Source organism: Bacteroides sp., assembly GCF_029057325.1.
Classification (GTDB): Bacteria; Bacteroidota; Bacteroidia; order Bacteroidales; family Bacteroidaceae; genus Bacteroides.
Genome location: NZ_JAICZW010000080.1, coordinates 1 through 18,121, shown reverse-complemented (window position 1 = coordinate 18,121; position 18,121 = coordinate 1). Strand labels below are relative to the sequence as shown.

At 49.3% G+C, this 18,121-nt stretch carries 11 protein-coding genes; 3 read left to right on the top strand and 8 right to left on the bottom strand.

The annotated features are described in order from the left end of the window. The first annotated feature begins 1 nt into the window (after position 1). Entirely contained in the window at positions 2-1,672 is a 1,671-nt protein-coding gene (gene ettA, locus K2G43_RS04765) for an energy-dependent translational throttle protein EttA (protein ID WP_300153230.1), read from the top strand. A 236-nt stretch (positions 1,673-1,908) separates the two neighbouring features. Further along, positions 1,909-5,304, top strand: coding sequence for a TonB-dependent receptor (locus K2G43_RS04760; RefSeq protein WP_300153228.1), 3,396 nt, complete (start codon positions 1,909-1,911; stop codon positions 5,302-5,304). Positions 5,305-5,580: 276 nt separating this feature from the next. Here K2G43_RS04760 and K2G43_RS04755 read toward each other — a convergent pair whose 3' ends face one another. From K2G43_RS04755 to wecB, 4 genes are all read right to left on the bottom strand, one after another. Beyond that, positions 5,581-6,537: a D-2-hydroxyacid dehydrogenase gene (locus K2G43_RS04755; protein ID WP_300153226.1), complete on the bottom strand. Its 957-nt coding sequence runs from the start codon at positions 6,535-6,537 to the stop codon at positions 5,581-5,583. 128 nt (positions 6,538-6,665) lie between these two features. Continuing rightward, on the bottom strand, positions 6,666-7,934 hold the full coding sequence (locus K2G43_RS04750) for a replication-associated recombination protein A (protein ID WP_297644339.1): 1,269 nt from the start codon (positions 7,932-7,934) through the stop codon (positions 6,666-6,668). 64 nt (positions 7,935-7,998) lie between these two features. Continuing rightward, positions 7,999-10,530: a DUF5686 and carboxypeptidase-like regulatory domain-containing protein gene (locus tag K2G43_RS04745; protein ID WP_297644343.1), complete on the bottom strand. Its 2,532-nt coding sequence runs from the start codon at positions 10,528-10,530 to the stop codon at positions 7,999-8,001. A 428-nt stretch (positions 10,531-10,958) separates the two neighbouring features. Further along, positions 10,959-12,044 (bottom strand): UDP-N-acetylglucosamine 2-epimerase (non-hydrolyzing), encoded by a 1,086-nt coding sequence (gene wecB, locus K2G43_RS04740; RefSeq protein ID WP_297644341.1) that lies wholly within the window; start codon positions 12,042-12,044, stop codon positions 10,959-10,961. A gap of 164 nt (positions 12,045-12,208) precedes the next feature. On the opposite strand from wecB, the gene K2G43_RS04735 reads away from it, so the two are divergent. Then, entirely contained in the window at positions 12,209-12,820 is a 612-nt protein-coding gene (locus tag K2G43_RS04735; RefSeq protein WP_297644802.1) for a trimeric intracellular cation channel family protein, read from the top strand. Between the two features lie 62 nt (positions 12,821-12,882). Here K2G43_RS04735 and K2G43_RS04730 read toward each other — a convergent pair whose 3' ends face one another. The 4 genes from K2G43_RS04730 to K2G43_RS04715 form a co-directional block, all read right to left on the bottom strand. Further along, positions 12,883-13,440, bottom strand: coding sequence for a hypothetical protein (locus K2G43_RS04730; RefSeq protein ID WP_297644804.1), 558 nt, complete (start codon positions 13,438-13,440; stop codon positions 12,883-12,885). After that, a complete protein-coding gene (locus K2G43_RS04725) occupies positions 13,427-14,470 on the bottom strand; it encodes an AAA family ATPase (protein ID WP_297644806.1) in 1,044 nt (347 codons plus the stop codon). Before K2G43_RS04725 ends, K2G43_RS04730 begins: the two co-directional genes overlap by 14 nt. A gap of 220 nt (positions 14,471-14,690) precedes the next feature. Beyond that, positions 14,691-14,819, bottom strand: coding sequence for a hypothetical protein (locus K2G43_RS04720; protein WP_300153222.1), 129 nt, complete (start codon positions 14,817-14,819; stop codon positions 14,691-14,693). A 136-nt stretch (positions 14,820-14,955) separates the two neighbouring features. Further along, the gene (locus K2G43_RS04715) at positions 14,956-17,859 is read right to left on the bottom strand and encodes a M16 family metallopeptidase (protein ID WP_300153218.1); all 2,904 of its coding nucleotides are present in this window, start codon (positions 17,857-17,859) and stop codon (positions 14,956-14,958) included. Between the last annotated feature and the right edge of the window lie 262 nt (positions 17,860-18,121).

Below are 18,121 nucleotides of genomic sequence, written 5' to 3'. Positions count from 1 at the left end.
CATTTTCTCTATGGTGGGGCTGAACAAGACCATTCAGCAGAACAATAAACAGGTGTTGAAGAATATTTACCTCTCGTTCTTTTATGGAGCGAAAATCGGTATTATCGGTTTGAACGGTTCGGGTAAGTCAACCTTGCTGAAGATTATCGCCGGGTTGGACAACTCCTATCAAGGCGAGGTGGTTTTCTCACCGGGATATTCAGTGGGCTATTTGGCGCAGGAACCGTATCTTGACCCAGCGAAGACCGTGAAGGAGGTAGTGATGGAAGGTGTGCAGCCGATTGTGGATGCGCTGACTGAATACGAAGAAATCAATCAGAAGTTTGGGCTTCCCGAATATTACGAAGACTCCGATAAGATGGACAAGCTTTTCACCCGTCAGGCAGAACTGCAGGATATCATTGATGCCACCGATGCGTGGAATCTTGACAGCAAGCTGGAGCGTGCGATGGATGCTTTGCGCTGTCCGCCCGAAGACCAGTCGGTGGAACATCTTTCGGGAGGTGAACGTCGCCGCGTAGCTCTTTGTCGCCTGTTGTTGCAGAAGCCCGATATTCTTTTGCTGGACGAGCCTACCAACCACCTTGATGCGGAGTCCATCGATTGGCTGGAGCAGCATTTGCAGCAATATGAGGGTACGGTAATTGCCGTTACCCACGACCGTTACTTCCTGGATCACGTGGCAGGATGGATTCTGGAACTGGACCGTGGCGAGGGCATCCCCTGGAAAGGCAATTATTCCAGTTGGCTGGAACAGAAGACCAAGCGCATGGAGCAGGAGGAGAAGAGTGCCAGCAAGCGCCGCAAGACGTTGGAGCGCGAGTTGGAATGGGTACGCATGGCGCCCAAAGCCCGTCAGGCGAAGGGAAAGGCGCGTCTGAACTCCTACGACAAGCTGCTGAACGAGGATGTAAAGGAGAAGGAAGAGAAACTGGAAATCTTCATCCCGAACGGTCCCCGTTTGGGCAATAAGGTGATTGAAGCGAAGCATGTGGCGAAGGCGTTTGGCGACAAGCTGCTGTTCGATGACCTGAACTTCATGCTGCCGCCCAACGGCATTGTGGGCATCATCGGTCCTAACGGTGCCGGAAAGACCACGCTGTTCCGTCTTATCATGGGATTGGAGAAGGCGGACAAGGGTGAGTTTGAAGTGGGAGAAACGGTAAAGGTGGCATACGTGGACCAGCAGCATAAAGACATCGACCCCAACAAGAGCGTTTATCAGGTGATTTCCGGTGGCAACGACCTGATTCGTATGGGAGGACGCGACATCAATGCGCGTGCCTACCTGTCCCGCTTTAATTTCTCAGGTGCCGACCAAGAGAAGTTGTGCGGCGTATTGTCCGGCGGTGAGCGTAACCGTTTGCATTTGGCACTCTGTCTGAAGGAAGAGGGAAATGTATTGTTGCTTGACGAGCCTACCAACGACATTGATGTGAATACGCTCCGTGCCCTCGAAGAAGGTTTGGAGGATTTTGCCGGATGTGCCGTGGTCATCAGCCACGACCGTTGGTTTCTGGACCGTATCTGTACGCACATCCTGGCTTTTGAAGGAGATTCAAACGTATTCTTCTTCGAAGGTTCCTATTCCGAATATGAAGAGAACAAGCAGAAACGTCTGGGCAAGGAAGAACCGACACGTGTACGCTATCGGAAACTGATGGAAGATTGACAGGAAGGTGTACGATGCACCTTAATAATATAATAAGAACCGTATCAAGCTCTGTTTCAGAGTGTGATACGGTTCTTTTTTATTCTTGACAGGGCTCTCAAATATCAATAATTCCTCTAAATAGCACGAATCCTTAAAAAATGTAATGGTTATGCAACATGTTTATATATTAATTTGCGTATCTTTGTGGCGTTTTGAGATATATAACACTTTAATTAACTAAATTAAAAAGTATTATGTTAAAGAGAATGAGTGCTATTCTGACGGTGCTGCTCTTATTGGCAGCTGTAGGGGTAAATGCACAGGTAACGACCGCCTCTATGGCTGGAAAGGTGACAGAGGCAGGCAATGAGCCGATTATCGGTGCTACCATTCAGGCCATACACGAACCTTCCGGTTCACGCTATGGTACAGTGACTAACGTAGATGGACGCTACTCCATTCAAGGTATGCGTACCGGCGGTCCTTATCGGATTGAGATTTCCTATATCGGTTTTCAGACAGTTCTTTATAAGGACATCACTCTCCAGCTGGGTGAGGTATATAACCTGAATACAGAGATGAAAGAATCTTCGGAATTGCTGAATGAGGTTGTGGTGACGGCAGCAAAGACTAAGTTTGCGGCAGAGAAGACCGGTGCCACCACCAACATCTCCTCTACACAAATCACACAGCTTCCTACCGTGAACCGCAGCATCAGCGACATCGCCCGTCTTTCTCCCTACGCCAATGGCATGAGCTTTGCCGGTGGTGACGGACGTTCCACGAACTTCACGATTGACGGTGCCAACTTCAACAACAACTTCGGTCTGAGCGATGCCTTGCCGGGTGGCGGAAATCCGATTTCCATGGATGCCATTGAAGAGGTGCAGGTAGTGGTATCTCCGTTTGATGTCCGCCAGACGAACTTCATCGGCGGTGGTGTCAACGCCATCACGAAGTCGGGTACCAACACTTTCAAGGGTACGGCATACACTTACTACCGTAACCAGGATATGCGCGGTAACCGCATCAATGGAAAAGACCTGGGTGCCCGTGCCGATGAGTCGAAGACTACCTACGGTTTCACATTGGGTGGCCCGATTATCAAGAACAAGCTGTTCTTCTTCGTGAACTATGAGAAGGAAAAGACTCCGGGTGAAGTAATTAAGTATCGTGCGCGCGAGGACGGCGAAAAGGTGGAAGGTATGGTGTCACGTACCTTGAAGTCGGATATGGAGAAGGTTTCCAAGCATCTGAAAGACAAATACGGTTACAATACCGGTTCTTATACCAACTTCCCCGCCGACGAAGAGAACACGAAACTTTTGGCTCGTATTGACTGGAACATCACCGACCGTCACCGTTTGAGTTTGCGCTACAACAATACGAAGAACGTGGCTTGGAACGGTCCTAACGGAAACTCTTCCGATACAGGTTTGCGTTTAAATGGTACTTACCGTGTAGGTACGCAGTCTATGGCATTCGCCAATAGTATGTACTCCATGGATAACAAGGTACAGTCTTGGGCAGCCGACCTGAATAGTCGCTTCACGGATAAAATTTCCAATCAGTTGCTGTTCACTTATACCGATATTCAGGATATGCGTGGCTCTAATTCCGCTCCGTTCCCCTTCATCGACATCATGGCCGGTAAGGACGAGAACGGACAACAGATTCTGGAGCCTTACATGAGTGCCGGTTATGAGTTGTTTACATGGAACAACGGTGTAAAAAACAAAATCACCAGCATTACGGACAACTTTACCTACTTTATAGGTAGCCACAAGTTAACGGCCGGTTTCAACTTCGAGCACCAGTTCGCCAACAATGCCTATATGCGTAACGCTACAGGGTATTACCGTTACAATAGCTTGGATGATTTCTTGAATGGTGCCGCTCCCGAATCATTCGCCATTACCTACGGCTGGAACGGCGAGAAGAATCCGAACGCACAGGTAACCTTCAACCAGATTGGCTTCTATGCGCAGGATGAGTGGGACATCACCAACAAGTTCAAACTGACTTATGGTGTCCGTTTCGATGACTTGATGTTTGACAATAAGGATATCCAGCGGAACAATGCCATCTATGAGCTGGACTTTGACGGAAAGCATATTGATACTGGCAAATGGCCCGATTCAAGAATGCAGATTTCTCCGCGTGTAGGTTTCTCTTGGGATGTACTCGGCGATAAGTCGTTGAAAGTGCGTGGCGGTACGGGTATCTTTACCGGACGTCTGCCTTTGGTGTTCTTTACCAATATGCCGACCAACTCCAATATGGTGCAGAACTCTGTACAGTTCAAGACTACTTATGAAAAAGGAACCAATGCGGTGCTTGGACACGATTCTCGTCTGGATCAGTTGGCAGGCGGTATGATTACCGATATGGATGAAATCATCAGGAAATTCAATTTGCCCACTACACTTGAGAACCATGTTGCAGGTAGTAAAATTTCCGGTGTGGCCGATAACTTCAAAATGCCGCAGGTATGGAAATCTTCTATTGCGGTGGATTATCAGGTGCCGGTATCTTTCCCTCTGACCGTAACGGGTGAGTTCATGTTTACAAAGAATATCAATGCTGTTACTATCAACAACATCAATATAAAGAATTTTGATGATTGGAAATATCTTAAGGTAACCAAAGGTGCTGATGGAAATGTAAGCAATGACCTGATTCATACGGGTATGCAGCGCTTTAATGGTGCGGATAACCGTATAGTTTATTCTTATTCTCCTTATAATAAATCGGATAATAATGTACAATATACAAGTGATTTTGCTCATTATAATGGCAAGAATGCTGTTATCCTTGATAATACTTCCAAAGGCCATGGCTATACTTTTAACTTCACGGTGAATGCCCAGCCCATTGAGGACTTGAATGTGATGTTGGCTTATACGCATACCGAGTCGAAAGAAGTGAGCGGTATGCCCGGTAACGACCCTGTTTCTACTTGGCAAGGATTGATGACGGTTGATGGTCCTAACTTCGGTACTGTTCAGCGTTCACGTTATGTAATTCCCGACAAGGTGATTGCTTCCGTAAACTATTACATTCCGTTCAAATATAAAGGTTTGCTTCGTGGTACACACCTGAATTTGTTCTATTCCGGTTATTCTTCCAATGGTTACAGCTTCTGCTATACCAACGATATGAATGGTGATGGCATCAACAACGACTTGATGTATATTCCGAAGAACGACAGCGAAATCAAATTCAAGTCTGAAGAAGACCGCGCCGCTTTCTGGAAGTTTGTAGAACAAGATTCCTATTTGAGAAATCACAAAGGACAATATGCCGAGGCTTATGCTGCCCGCGCTCCGTGGGTACACCGTTTCGATTTCCGTTTGATGGAAGACTTCTCATTCAAGATTGGAAAGACGAAACACAGCTTCCAGTTGAGCTTCGACATTATGAATGTGGGTAACTTGATTAACTCTAAATGGGGTATCTCCAAGACAAATGCAGTTTCAAACAACGGACGTATCTTGAAGTACGAAGGAGTAGCCAGTGAAACAGATTTGACTCCGGTCTTCTCTATGTATAAAGTCAATGGCGAATATCCTACCAAGACCTACGACACTTATCAGAATTACAGTGAATGCTGGAGAATGCAAGTCGGCATCCGCTACATATTCAACTAATTCCTGATCTCCTGCCTGAGGTGTCCTGTACAAGGACACCGACAGGTTGAGGAGATATACCGAAAGTGTATCAAAAGGAGAAAGGTTGTCTGAACAACAGCAATCAGGCACGGATTATACGGAAAATTACGGGTTTTATTATCACCCGTGAAAAACCATATAATTCGTGCCTGATTTTTTTAGGCTGCTGTTTATATGAAACCTGCAAGCATCGGTTCCAGCGCAGATGGGGGTGTCTCTGCCGGCAAAGGCGATGACAGCAGATTTTCCATATCCTTATTTGTTTACCACGTTTACGGGTTTCCCTTCCCGGTATGCCCGGATGTTTTCCAGCATAATCTGCATCAGGCGTTCGCGTGCTGCCGTACTTGCCCAGGCAATGTGAGGCGTTATGTAGCAGTTTTTGGCGGTGAGCAGCGGATTGTCGGCACGGGGAGGCTCTTGAGAAAGCACGTCCACGCCCGCGGCATAGATAGTGCCGTTGTTCAGCGCGTCGGCAAGGTCTTGTTCGTTGATGAGCGGACCGCGTCCGGTATTGATGAGGATGGCGGTGGACTTCATCAGGCGGAGGCGTTCGGCATTCACCATCTCCCGGGTGGAGTCGGTGAGGGGGCAGTGCAGGCTGATGATGTCGCATTCGCGGAAAAGCTCGTCCAACTCCATCTTATGTATTTCGGGAGGAAGCTGGAAGTGTGTTTTGGAGGTGTAGGCATACACTTGCATGCCGAATCCGATGGCGATGCGGGCGGTGGCATAGCCGGTGTGTCCCAATCCGACGATGCCGATTTTCTTGCCGTGCAGCTCGATGAGCGGTGTGTCCCAGAAGCAGAAATCCTTGCTGTCGGTCCAACGTCCCTTGTGTACCTCTTCCGAATGGTGCTGCACTTGCAGGGCGATGTTCAGGATGTGGGCAAAAACCATCTGGGCAACGGAATCGGTACTGTAAGCCGGAATGTTGGTGACGATGACGCCGTGCTCCTTGGCGGCGGTGACATCCACGATGTTATATCCCGTGGCAAGCACGCCGATGTATTTTAATTCGGGTAACGCCGCGATGTGTTCGGCGGTGATTACGGTCTTGTTGGTCAACAAGATTTCCGCTCCTGCCGAGCGTTCCAACACTTCCGCGGGCGCGGTTCGGTCATAAACAGTACACTCACCCAATGCTTTCAATTCGTCCCAGCAGAGGTCTCCGGGATTGGCGGCATAGCCGTCTAAAACTACTATCTTCATAACGGTTCAATATTAAGGATTGTCTTTCGGACGCAGATTGTGCGGCTCTTCGGTTAGCGGATAAAAATCAAAAGAATAAATCCGCTCAATCCGCGTCTTAAAATTATCATATCATCACTCTATCGCAGTTAAAACCTCTCTTTCCCCCACAACGCCTGCATCCGCTCCTTGTGCTTCTGTTCGGCGGCATTTTGCTGAGGCTCCCAGATGCGCCGGTTCTTCAGTTCGTCGGGCAGGAACTGCTGCTTGACGAAGTTGCCGGGGTAGTTGTGGGCATATTTGTAATTCTCGCCGTAGCCCAGCTGCTTCATCAGCTTGGTGGGGGCGTTGCGCAGGTGCAGGGGGACGGGCAGGTTGCCCGTTTGGCGTACCAGTTCCAGCGCGTTGTTGATGGCCATATAGGCCGAATTGCTTTTGGGGCTGGTGGCGAGGTAGATAGTGGTCTCTGCCAGCGGGATACGTCCTTCGGGCCAGCCTATTTTCATCAATGTATCGAAGCAGGCGTTGGCAAGCAGCAAGGCGTTGGGGTTTGCCAGACCGATGTCTTCGGAAGCGGAGATGACGAGGCGGCGGGCGATGAAAGCAGGATCCTCACCACCTTCTACCATGCGTGCCAGCCAGTAGATGGCACCGTCGGGGTCACTGCCCCGGATGGATTTGATGAAGGCCGAGATGATGTCGTAGTGCATTTCCCCGTCCTTGTCGTAGGCAAGCGGATTCTGTTGCAGTCGTTCGGTCACCATATCGTCAGTGATGACGACAGAGTCTTTGGCTTCCGATTCCACCACCAGTTCGAGGATGTTGAGCAGTTTGCGGGCATCCCCGCCGCTGAAGCGGAGCATGGCGGTGGTCTCTTTCAGCTCTATTTTTCTTTCTTTCAGTACGATGTCGGTGGTGATGGCACGTTGCAGCAGTTCCAGAAGGTCATCTTGTTCCAATGATTTCAGCGTGTAGAGCTGGCAGCGCGACAGCAACGGGCGGATGACTTCGAACGACGGGTTCTCGGTGGTGGCGCCAATCAGCGTGACGATGCCTTGCTCCACCGCCCCCAGCAGAGAGTCTTGTTGCGACTTGCTGAAACGGTGGATTTCGTCGATGAACAGGATGGGGCTTGCCTGTGAGAAAAAGCGGTTGCTCTTGGCACGCTCTATCACTTCGCGCACGTCCTTCACGCCGCTGGTCACGGCACTAAGGGTATAGAAAGGAGTCTCCAGTTTGTTGGCGATGATTTGCGCCAAGGTTGTTTTCCCTACGCCCGGAGGTCCCCAAAGGATGAACGAGGAGATGCGTCCCGCGTCAATCATCTTGCGCAGCACCGCGCCTGGGCCTACCAAATGCTTCTGCCCGATGTATTCGTCCAATGTCTTCGGTCGTAGTCGCTCTGCTAATGGTTGCATAAAAGTTTGGATTTATGATTTATGATTTCAGATTTAATGCCTTCGGCTGATTAAATCATAAATCTTAAAACATTGTCAATATCATAAACCGTATTCCGCCTTTTTTGATACCGGGAATATCGGTATAGGTCAAGCGTCGCACATACTCGATGTGTACCAGCTTGAAGATGTTGTATATGCCGACACTCGCTTCCAGGTAGGGCGTCTTGTTCATGACGTGGCTGGTGGCGACTCCCTCTCTGGTGGGGAAGAGGAAGAGGTCGGAGTTATGGTTTTTATAAGGGTTGTTCTTGTCGGTCAGCGTACCCCACAATCCACGGAGGCGGAAGCGTTCGCGCCATTTCAGCTTCTTGATGAGCGGGATTCGGTTAAACAGCTTTCCGTTCATGTCGTAGCTCAGGGCGAGCGATGCGTAGCGGTCGTTCAGAAACTCCATGTTGTTGATGAGGTTGAACGACTCGTTGTTCTGTGTGATGTAGGAGAGGTTCGCCATCGGCAGGTTCAGCAAGGGGAAGGGTACGGTGTTCCATTGTGCGCCGGCACGTGCCGTGACGTCTATCTTGCCCCACGAACCGAACCAGAACCGTTTGCGGATGCTGGCTTCCGTCAGGTTGAAATTGTAGTCTCCTCCCAATACTCCTTTGAATCCCATGGTGTGGGAGAGGGTGAAGAGCGGGGCATCCAGTGATACAGGTACGCGGCGTTGCTTGGTATTGACAAACGTTTCGCCGGGGGCGTAACGCAGGGTCACACCCAGTTCGGTGGTGGTGATGTCGTGCACAAATGTGTTCTGCTGGTCCCATACGCCGGGCGTGGTACCGTCGTTCTTCCAATATTGCAGGATGCCGGCGGGCTGGTCGTTGCGGTGGCGTGCCATGGCTAAAACCGAAAAGCCGGTATTGGTCTCCAGTTCATACGTCAGTGTGGCATCGCGCATGTAGGACATCTGGTCCACGGTGGCCCACTTCCAACCCACAAACATATTGTCTTTGTCCGTCATCAGATACTTGTCCATGGGAGACATCACGTCGTAGGTGTATTTGAAGGCGAGGTAGTGCTTGGGAAACTCCCACAACACATAGTCCCGCTTGTTGAACGAGTAGGCCAGTTCGCCCGAGTAGAACCACTTCTTGTCCTTGGTTCCGTAGGCACCGTAGCCGCTAATGCTCCAATGCGGGTGCATGTTTCCGGTGGTCATCGCACTCAAGCGGAAGCGCGTGCCGTTCACGTAGTTGCTTGTGATTATGGTGTTGATGGGACCTAAATCCACTTTGCTGGGATGGTCTTTCCCGCCCAGTTCCACAAAGTTCTCAATCAGCGCCTTGGTTCCGAAGATGACATACTTGAAGCCGGGTATCTGTTCGATGCGGTTCATGAAGATGTCCATCGTGCTTTCCTTCTTGGTGAGGGGCACTTGGCGCACTTTCGCCCAATACTCGTCGCTTTTGGCAAGCATGTCCGCCTCTTTGATGACACTTCCTTTCAAGCGGAAAAGGCGTTGTTCTATCTCCTCAAATTGATAATTGCTGTATTTGGTGGTCCGTTGCACCTCCAGGCCCTGTATGCCCTTTACGAAATGCAGTTCCACGGTCATGTCGTCATCGGTCAGCACCCAGTTGCTGTCGGGCAACTGTTCGTATTGCTGCACGATGTCAAGGTTTTCCACGAAGTTGACTCCTGTCTTTTGGGGCAGGTTCATCGTACACTTCTTCACGGCGTAGGTGGAATCTTTCACCACGTAGAGGTGTCCCGTGAAGCCGAAATCCTGTGGGTTCTGTGGCACGAAGGTCAGGTGTACGCACTCTTGCTTGTCCACCATAATCGTGTCCATCAGGTAGTATTTGTAGAAACTGATGCCTCCCTTGCCGATAGGACTGATGAAGTGGCGTTGCAGCAGTCGGATTTCATCGTCGTAGATGTTGACGTTGGAGAAGACATCGTTCAAGATGGTGCCCAGCATATCGCCGGTGTTGAAAAACTCTTCGATACCGGTGGAGTTCATACCTTCGATGATGGTCTTTTCGCTTTTGGGGCTTTTGCGGTAGATGGTCTTGCTGGCCGTCTCTTTGATGGAGATGGGCAGAATCATTTTGTTAGTCTTGGGCGACAGCTCCACCTGGTCCTTGAAGAAGGAGAATTTCTTGTAGATTCCTTTCTCCATCTTCTCCGGGGTGACATCGTTGAGCGACATCTTCATCTTCTCGTACTTTTGATACTGGTAGTAGTCGTTCTCTTCCAGTTTCAACGCCTTTTTGTGCTCGATGACTTTTTTCATGAACTCCACGGCCGGATTGTTCTTGCGGGAGTATCTCTCCTTTTTAGGCTTGACCACCACTTCGGAAAGCTGTATGTCGTCTGATTGGAGTTTGACGTTCAATACTTTGGTGCCGGGGGCAAACTTTACTTTCTTAGTGACGTATCCTATGGCGGAGAATGTCAGTTCGTTCCATCCTTTGCGGGTCTCAACCTGATATTCGCCATTTGCATTGGAGATGCTACCTACGCCTTTCCCTTCGTATTGTACTGTGATATACATCAACGGTTCGTTCGTGAGGGAGTCTGTAATAACCCCCTTAATCTGGGCCGATGCGCCCATAGTGGCAATCAGAAACAGCCAAAGAATCGCGATTCTTATAGTTAATAGCTTCATATATTCACAATGGTTCAGGTTGCAAAGTTAATAAATTACCCTATATGAATGTTTATCAGGGAAGAAAAAAGAAGTTATTAATCACGGCTTTTTCATTTACGGGAGTTAAAGAAGTTATCACTTCGCTTCGCTTTATTAGGAGTTAAAGGAGCTAAAGACGACACTTCTGTGTATGGTGCCGTTGCAGGGGGGGGATTGGCTTTAACTCCTAAGTCGATGTGTAGGCTGATAACTCCTTTTAACTCCTCTAGCTTCCGTAAAGAGAGCCGTGGTTATTAATAGTGATAAGTGATAAAGGTGATAGGTGTGATAGGTGATAAGTGGTTAGCGGCAGAACTAAACAGCCAATCACCTATCACTCGTTACTCTTCTCACTATCCCTCCACCAGTGTCTGCACAATGCGTTCTGCTGTCCGTCCGTCCCAGCGGTCGGGTAGGGTGGCGTGTTTCCATTCGCCTTGTAGCAGTTTGTCGAGGGCGTCGGAGAGGGCGGTGGCATCTTCGCCTACCAGTTCGTTGGTGCCGATGCGCCAGGTCTCGGGATGTTCGGCATAGGTGTTGAGGGTGATGCAGGGCACATCAAGGAAGGTGGCCTCTTCGGCGATGTTGCCCGAATCGGTCACGATGCCCCGTGCCTGGTTGATGAGGAAGCCGAAGTGCAGATAACTCTGCGGGGGCAGGATGTGGAGGTTGGAAACGTCCGGCATCAATGCCTTCACGGCGTTTTGCACGTAGGGGTGCAGGGGGGCTACGATGGGCATGCCGTCCGCCTTTTCAATCAAGGTTTGCAGGAGGGTTTGCAGCACGGGTTTCTTTGCCAGCAGCTCGCGACGGTTGAGGGTGAACAGCAGGTAGTTTCCTTTCTTCAGTCCGAGAGTGGAGAACCATATCGGCTGAATCAGCCGGTGGCGGTTGAAGCGGATGGTGTCAATCAGTATGTTTCCCACGTAGTGGATGTATTCCGGTATCATTCCCTCTTGGTTCAGGTTGCGGTTGGCCACCATGCCGGCGGTGAAGAGGTAGTCGGAGATGGCATCCACGATGGTGCGGTTCACCTCGCGCGGCATATTCATGTCGAACGAGCGTGTGCCGGCAATGACGTGCGCCACTTTCAACCCCCGTTTCTTGGCGACGATGGCACAACTCATGGTGGCGGTCATGTCATCTACAACCAATACCACTTGTGCGGGATGGTTGTCCAACTCTTCTTCAAAAGCGAGCATGATGGCGGCGGCGACCTGCGAATGGTTGTTTCCGCTGACACCCAGATAGGCGTCCGGTTTCCGCATGGCAAGGTCAGAGAAGAGCGAGGCGTCCAGACAGGCATCGTTCTGCGGACCGGTATATACGATGCGGTAGGAAATCTTCTTTCCCGCCTCTTTGACGGCATCCATGGCTCGGCAAAGGGGAGCTATTTTCATAAAGTTGGGACGTGCGCCCGATACGATGGTTACTTTCATTGTTGTAATTGATGAAAAATGATGGAGCAAAAATACGCTTTCTTAGGGAAATTATTTGTTACTTTGCCCATTATTTTGAGTGCTTGTTGAAAATAGCACTCTTTCTAATTCTAGATAATTGATGTTTAATGTTTAATTTTTAAATACTTACTTTCAATATGGTCATGCCTACATTTGTTCAGATACTCGATTTTATAGGTACGTTCGCTTTCGCCATCAGTGGCATACGTCTGGCTTCCGCCAAAAAGTTCGATTGGTTTGGCGCGTATGTGGTAGGGTTTGTGACCGCCATTGGCGGTGGTACGATACGTGACTTGCTGCTGGATGTCACGCCGGGCTGGATGACCGACCCTATTTACCTGATTTGTACGGGACTTGCCTTGTTGTGGGTGATTCTTTTCGGAAAATACCTCATCCATCTGAACAATACCTTCTTCATATTCGACAGCATCGGTCTGGCACTCTTCACGGTGGTAGGTGTAAACAAGAGCATTTCCATGGACTATCCCTTCTGGGTGGCCATCATCATGGGCAGCATCACCGGTGCGGCGGGCGGTGTGATACGCGATGTCTTGATCAACGAGATTCCACTGATATTCCGAAAGGAGATTTATGCAATGGCTTGCGTGGTGGGAGGAGCCATCTACTGGCTGTGCCATTTTCTCGGTTTGGAGTCCTTCCTTTGTCAAATCATAGGCGGTTCGTCGGTGTTCCTTGCCCGCATCTTGTCGGTGAAGTATAGGATTTGTCTGCCCATTCTGTCGGGGCATGAGTAGGAAGAAAAAGAGGAAAAACCGAAAACGGGATTATTTCAATGAATAGCCTCGTTTTCGGTTGGTCAGTTGGGCTGTGACACTTCCATGCCTTCCCATTCTTTGTTGTAGTTTTGGGTATTCAGTATTTGTACGTCCGAAGTAAGCCATTTCAAACGCTTTCTTAATTCTTTTTCCCGAGTATTCATATTGACGTTTGCCCGTCTTAGGAGGTTTGTGGTCGAAACGTCCAACTCTACCCAGGCTATCACTTTCAGGGCCTTTCCCTTATTCAAGTGTTCTATATATTTTTTCCACTTGTCTGGCAGGTTGGTCGAATGCCTTGCACCTCCTATGATTGTAGCCAGCGAATCCCGGACCTTTTGGGCCACTTCCATTGTAATATCATCGCTTTCACCTGTCAGACGCTGTCTGTTTGTACGGTTGCCGTAGCCTCTGAAACTTTTCACTTCCATAAAAAGTAAAATGTTACCGGTCTCATTGAATCCGATAAAATCTATGCTTTTGGTCTCGGGTACCAGCTTACAAATCTTTTCCCGGTAATCGGCTTCCTTGTCCAATTGATATACTTCCCATTGATCGCCGAATCTGAACAGGAGTCCGCTTTCATTATACTCTTTCATTGTATCTGTTCATATATTCGTTTTCCAAATCAAAGAATGCCGAATATTCTTCCAATATCGGATTATGGTTTACATCTATCAGTTTGTCAGCTACTTCAGCTTCCACTTTGTGTCCTGTCTTGTACAGGCTGAAGAAGCGCATTTCAGGACTTTCCTCCGGAGCGTACTCTGCCATCATTGACAGTTTATGCGACAGCAGATAATCATGCGTGGACACAAATGTCTGCACTCCGTATTTTTTTGCCATTTCCACCAGAAGATCTACTATGATTGAAATCAAGGTAGGGTTCATGTTTGACTCCGGTTCGTCCCAGAACAAGATGCTTCCCGGCTTCAGCTCTCCATTGATGCAGAGATACAATATGGTAGCCATCTTTCGCAATCCTTCTGCCACCAGATGCGCTTCATACTCCTTGCCGTCGTCAATTACATAAAAACGGTTTCCTTTTCTTGCCACATTTATGTTCCACTTGTTCAGCACAGGGGCAAGCATGTCCTGAACCTCTTTTAGAGCTTCATTCTTCAATGGTGCCGCATCCATGGCTTTTGCCAAATCAAGGTAAGTCTCGTCAAATGAGATTTCTCTTTTTTCATACAAGCTAATGAAGCCTTCGAACAATGAAAACATTTCTCTTGGAGGGATGTATATAAAATGCGGCTGCTCTATATAAGCGTTGTTGTCGGACTTTGCCAACGATGCCTTTTCACTGAAAGTGCAGGTAAGTTCGCCGGTATCCAATGTGATTCTTACAGATGCGGATCCGGTTCCGTATTTATACACCAGATGTCCTAATGTGTCCGGTTTGAAATATCCAAGCAGTTTTTCCGTAAACAGGTCTCCGAATTTATCTTTTGTCTTGGAACTTGACTGTGTGAAAAGCAAGTTGGCCTTCATCAAAGCTGCAAGACATTTCATTAGATGGGTTTTCCCCGTGCCGTTACGGCCTATAAAAACATTGATGCCTTTGCAGAAGTCAAGATTGCACTCTTCAAAGCATGTGAAACTATTCAGATATAAATTATTAATCATGGTTGCCTATTACGAATTTGTTTTCTAGGGATTAGGAGTACAAAAATAATGAATTATCGATTGCCGCCCAAATTTTGTAGGACTTATTATATTCGGGTTTTACGGCTTTTTCGTTTACGGGAATTAAGGGGGAGGAGTATCGGCTTTTCATCTCTTATCCCCTCCCCGTAGAAAACTCTTTTCTCTCCCGATGAAAAAAGTCATTACTCCCGCTATAAACTTATTGAAGCCGCTGCATAAACTTCATCTCGCGGCGCGAGATGTATATCTCGCCTGCTGAGATGTGCATCCCGCCTGCGGAGATATACATCTCAGCGGCTGAGATGAAGTTTTTCTCCTGTGTTGGCAAAGTTTCCGCCTTAGAAGTGAGTTTTTTCAAACACAAAATGACACAGATTCATGGAGAAAATCTGTGTCATTTATGTCCGGGAAGTGTGTGGCATCGGCTTTTGCACACTTCCCTCTTTACCTCACACCGTTCTTTATCAGAACAGCGTGTCTTTTGTGTTGAACAGCTTCCGTTCGGTCAGTCTTACGACTTTGCCATATTTTTCCAGTCTCTTCAGGTCGATGGATTTCGGGTTGCCCATGATGCCGATGGCGTAGGGCTTTCCTTTGATGTGCTCTTTGTAGAACTTCACGATGTCATTGAAAGTCAGCGCGTCAATTTTGGGCAGGTTCTCTTCGGCGGGGTCGCCCTTGTAGCCCATTTGCTGGAATCGTTTCAGATATTGTGCCTTGTAGCGGAACTCCGGATGCGAGCTCAGGGCCTCTTGGCGCATGTAGCTCTTGATGTTGTCGATGCGTTCCGCATTCTCCGGCATGTTGTTGATGAGTTCCATGAACACGTCAACCGCATCGTTCGCCTTGTCGTTTTGCGTACCGATGCTTCCTATCATGCAAGTCGGGTTTCCGGTGATTTCGGGCGTCATGATGGCTGCGCCGGCACTATAGGCCATGGAGCGTTTCTCGCGGATTTCGTTGATGACCAATCCGTTGAAACCTCCGGAGAAGTATTGGAAGAAGGCATCGCGCAGCACGTCGTCCTTCTTGTCATACGCCTGCATGGGCAGGTAGAAGGAGATTTGTGCCTGTTCGGCATTCGCGTTGGGCAGGAAATAGACGGTGTTCTCCGTTACCGGTGCCAGCGGTCGGTCTTGCGGCGACTGGCTGGGGCGTTCGTTGGCAACCAGGGGCAGGTTCTTGCTCAAGATGTCGTAGGCGTTGTCGAAAGGCAGCGTTCCGCAGTAGAAGATTTCGGCTTCGTAGTTGGCGGCGCGGTTGATGTCGCCCGTCAGTTCGGAGATTTGCAATTCATAAACTTCCTTGTCGGTCAGTTCGTCGATGTAGCTCGACTTCTCTCCGTAGCGGATGTACTGTGTCAGGGCGTTTGCCAGCAGGCTGACATTCTCTTTGCGCTGTTGGCGGCTTCCTAAGATAGAACCTTTGATGCGGCTCAGCTGTTTGTCATCCAGCTTCGGCATAAGGATTTGGCGTGCCAGCAGTTGGCAGGCTTGCGGCAGTGTCTCTTCGTAGCCGCGCATGGTGATGTAGAGGTAGTCCTCGTCCGCGTTTACGGAGCAGGTGGCGTTGAGCTTGCTCAACTCCTCTTTCAGCTGCTGAGGCTCGTAGGTGCCCATGATGCCGGCATTGTTCATCAGGTCGGCGGCGATGCCCAGTTTGGGGAATTCGCGTTCGCCCACGCCGTATCTCAGGGTCAGGCTGAAGATGTTGTTTTCCGGGTTCAGGGTGTAGTGCATCTTGGAGCGGTCGTTCAGTTGCTTCGTCTGCACGTCGCTGAAGTCGATGAACTTCTCGTCCACGTGTCCGATGGGCATGTTCTTGAACTGTGTGGCATAGAGCGATTGTTTGCCTACCGGAGGTTCGATGGGCTTGTAGCCCGGCTTTTTGATTTTGTTCTCGTCTTTGCTGTTGCCCTTGTCGATGTAGAGTGCCAGGTAGTTGTCGGACAGGTATTGTTTGGCTACGCGCTTGATGTCGTCGTGGGTTATCGCCATGATTTCGTCTTTGTAGTTCAGCACCTTGCCCAGGTCTGCCTCGTTGATGAAGGCGTCCATCAATTCGTTGGCTCTGTTTTCGTTGAACTCCATCTGCAGGTCGTAGTCGCGGCATATATTGTTCTTGATGGCCTCTACCGCCCAGTCTTCAAATTCGCCGTTGGCAATCTGCTGGATGGCTTTCAACGCTTTCTTTTCGGCGCTTTTGTTGGATTCGAAGCGGCGCTGGTTCTCGTCGTACAGGGGAATCAGGTTCACTACGTTGCGTCCTTGCTCGCGGAAGGTCAGCGGGAAGGCTGCTCCGCCGGTCAGCTCGCCGTCGATGACCAGCTTGTTCAGCGTACCGGTGTTGCTGTTGTTGGCGAGCAGTTCCATGGCTATCTTCAGCGCCTTTTCGTCCGGATGTCCCGACGGTACTCCTTTGTACACCAGATACACGCTGGGGTAGTAGCCTATTTTTGCGTTGTATTGCGTGCGGCCTTTGATGTCCAGGTCGGGATACTGCTTCCGTTCGGGAATGCTTTTGGGAGCCAGACGGCCGAATGCGGCATTGATGCGTCCGCTGATTTGCCGTGCGTTGACGTTTCCCACCAGAATCAGTACCATGTTCTCCGGCGTGTACCACGTGTTGTAATACTCAATCAGCTTGCTCAAACGGGGATTCTTCAGATGTTCCGGCAGGCCGATGACGGAGCGCGAGTAGGGGTGTCCTTCGAACGCTTTGTTCAACAGGAACTCCTGTTGCATTCTGCCCGGATTGTCTTGCGAGCGGTTGTACTCTTCATATACGGTCTCCAGTTCGGACTGGAAGGTGCGGAACACCGGATTGATGAAGCGTTGGGAAGAGATTTCCAGCCATTTGTTGATTTGATAGGCGGGGAAAGAGTTGTAGTAGATGGTGTAGTCGTAACTGGTTCCCGCATTCAGCCCTTTGGCTCCCATGCTTTCCATCAGGTTGGAGAATTCGCTGGAGACGCTCACTTTGCCGGCCTCGATGGTCAGTTCGTTTATCTCCTTGCTGATGGCTTCCTTTTGTGCGGGGTCGGTTTCCTCTGCCATCTCGTCGTATTTGGCGATGATTTGCTTGTAGATAGGCTCTTCGGCAGCCCAGTCGAGCGTGCTGATTTTGTCGGTACCTTTGAACATCACGTGCTCCAGGTAGTGTGCCAGTCCGGTATATTGTTCCGGATCATTCACCGAACCGGTGCGTACACCAACTGCGCCATAGACGTCTGATTTCGTGTTGTCTTCCCATATATATACGGAAAGACCGTTCTTCAGCTTGAATGCTTTCAACCCTTGTCCGAAAGAGGGCAGGGAGATGAGGAGAGCAGCCAACAGAAAAAACGACTTGCATTGAAGTGATTTCATAAATAAAGTGTTTTTATATGATAAAAGTGTTTTTCTTTATGTGTAGGCAAAGCTATAAAAAAATCACATGCTTGTTGCGATTCGAACGGAAAAATGCACGCTTTTGCACTGAAAATTACGCAGATTGCATTTTATCTGCCCCATAATCCGCTTTATCCGCTCGATTCTTTGTCCGAAAAGTGAGGACCGGTTTTAAATGGAGCCGTGGCGGCGTACCGGATATCTTCTTGCACGTAAATTATTTTTCTGTCCTCTTTTTGCG

What these genes read in the sequence shown, in the direction of transcription:
- K2G43_RS04730 (WP_297644804.1), bottom strand. Translation starts at nt 13,440, where the DNA reads ATGAAAGAGTATAATGAAAGCGGACTCCTGTTCAGATTCGGCGATCAA.
- K2G43_RS04750 (WP_297644339.1), bottom strand. Translation starts at nt 7,934, where the DNA reads ATGCAACCATTAGCAGAGCGACTACGACCGAAGACATTGGACGAATAC.
- K2G43_RS04760 (WP_300153228.1), top strand. Translation starts at nt 1,909, where the DNA reads ATGTTAAAGAGAATGAGTGCTATTCTGACGGTGCTGCTCTTATTGGCA.
- K2G43_RS04725 (WP_297644806.1), bottom strand. Translation starts at nt 14,470, where the DNA reads ATGATTAATAATTTATATCTGAATAGTTTCACATGCTTTGAAGAGTGC.
- wecB (WP_297644341.1), bottom strand. Translation starts at nt 12,044, where the DNA reads ATGAAAGTAACCATCGTATCGGGCGCACGTCCCAACTTTATGAAAATA.
- K2G43_RS04715 (WP_300153218.1), bottom strand. Translation starts at nt 17,859, where the DNA reads ATGAAATCACTTCAATGCAAGTCGTTTTTTCTGTTGGCTGCTCTCCTC.
- K2G43_RS04755 (WP_300153226.1), bottom strand. Translation starts at nt 6,537, where the DNA reads ATGAAGATAGTAGTTTTAGACGGCTATGCCGCCAATCCCGGAGACCTC.
- K2G43_RS04735 (WP_297644802.1), top strand. Translation starts at nt 12,209, where the DNA reads ATGCCTACATTTGTTCAGATACTCGATTTTATAGGTACGTTCGCTTTC.
- K2G43_RS04745 (WP_297644343.1), bottom strand. Translation starts at nt 10,530, where the DNA reads ATGGGCGCATCGGCCCAGATTAAGGGGGTTATTACAGACTCCCTCACG.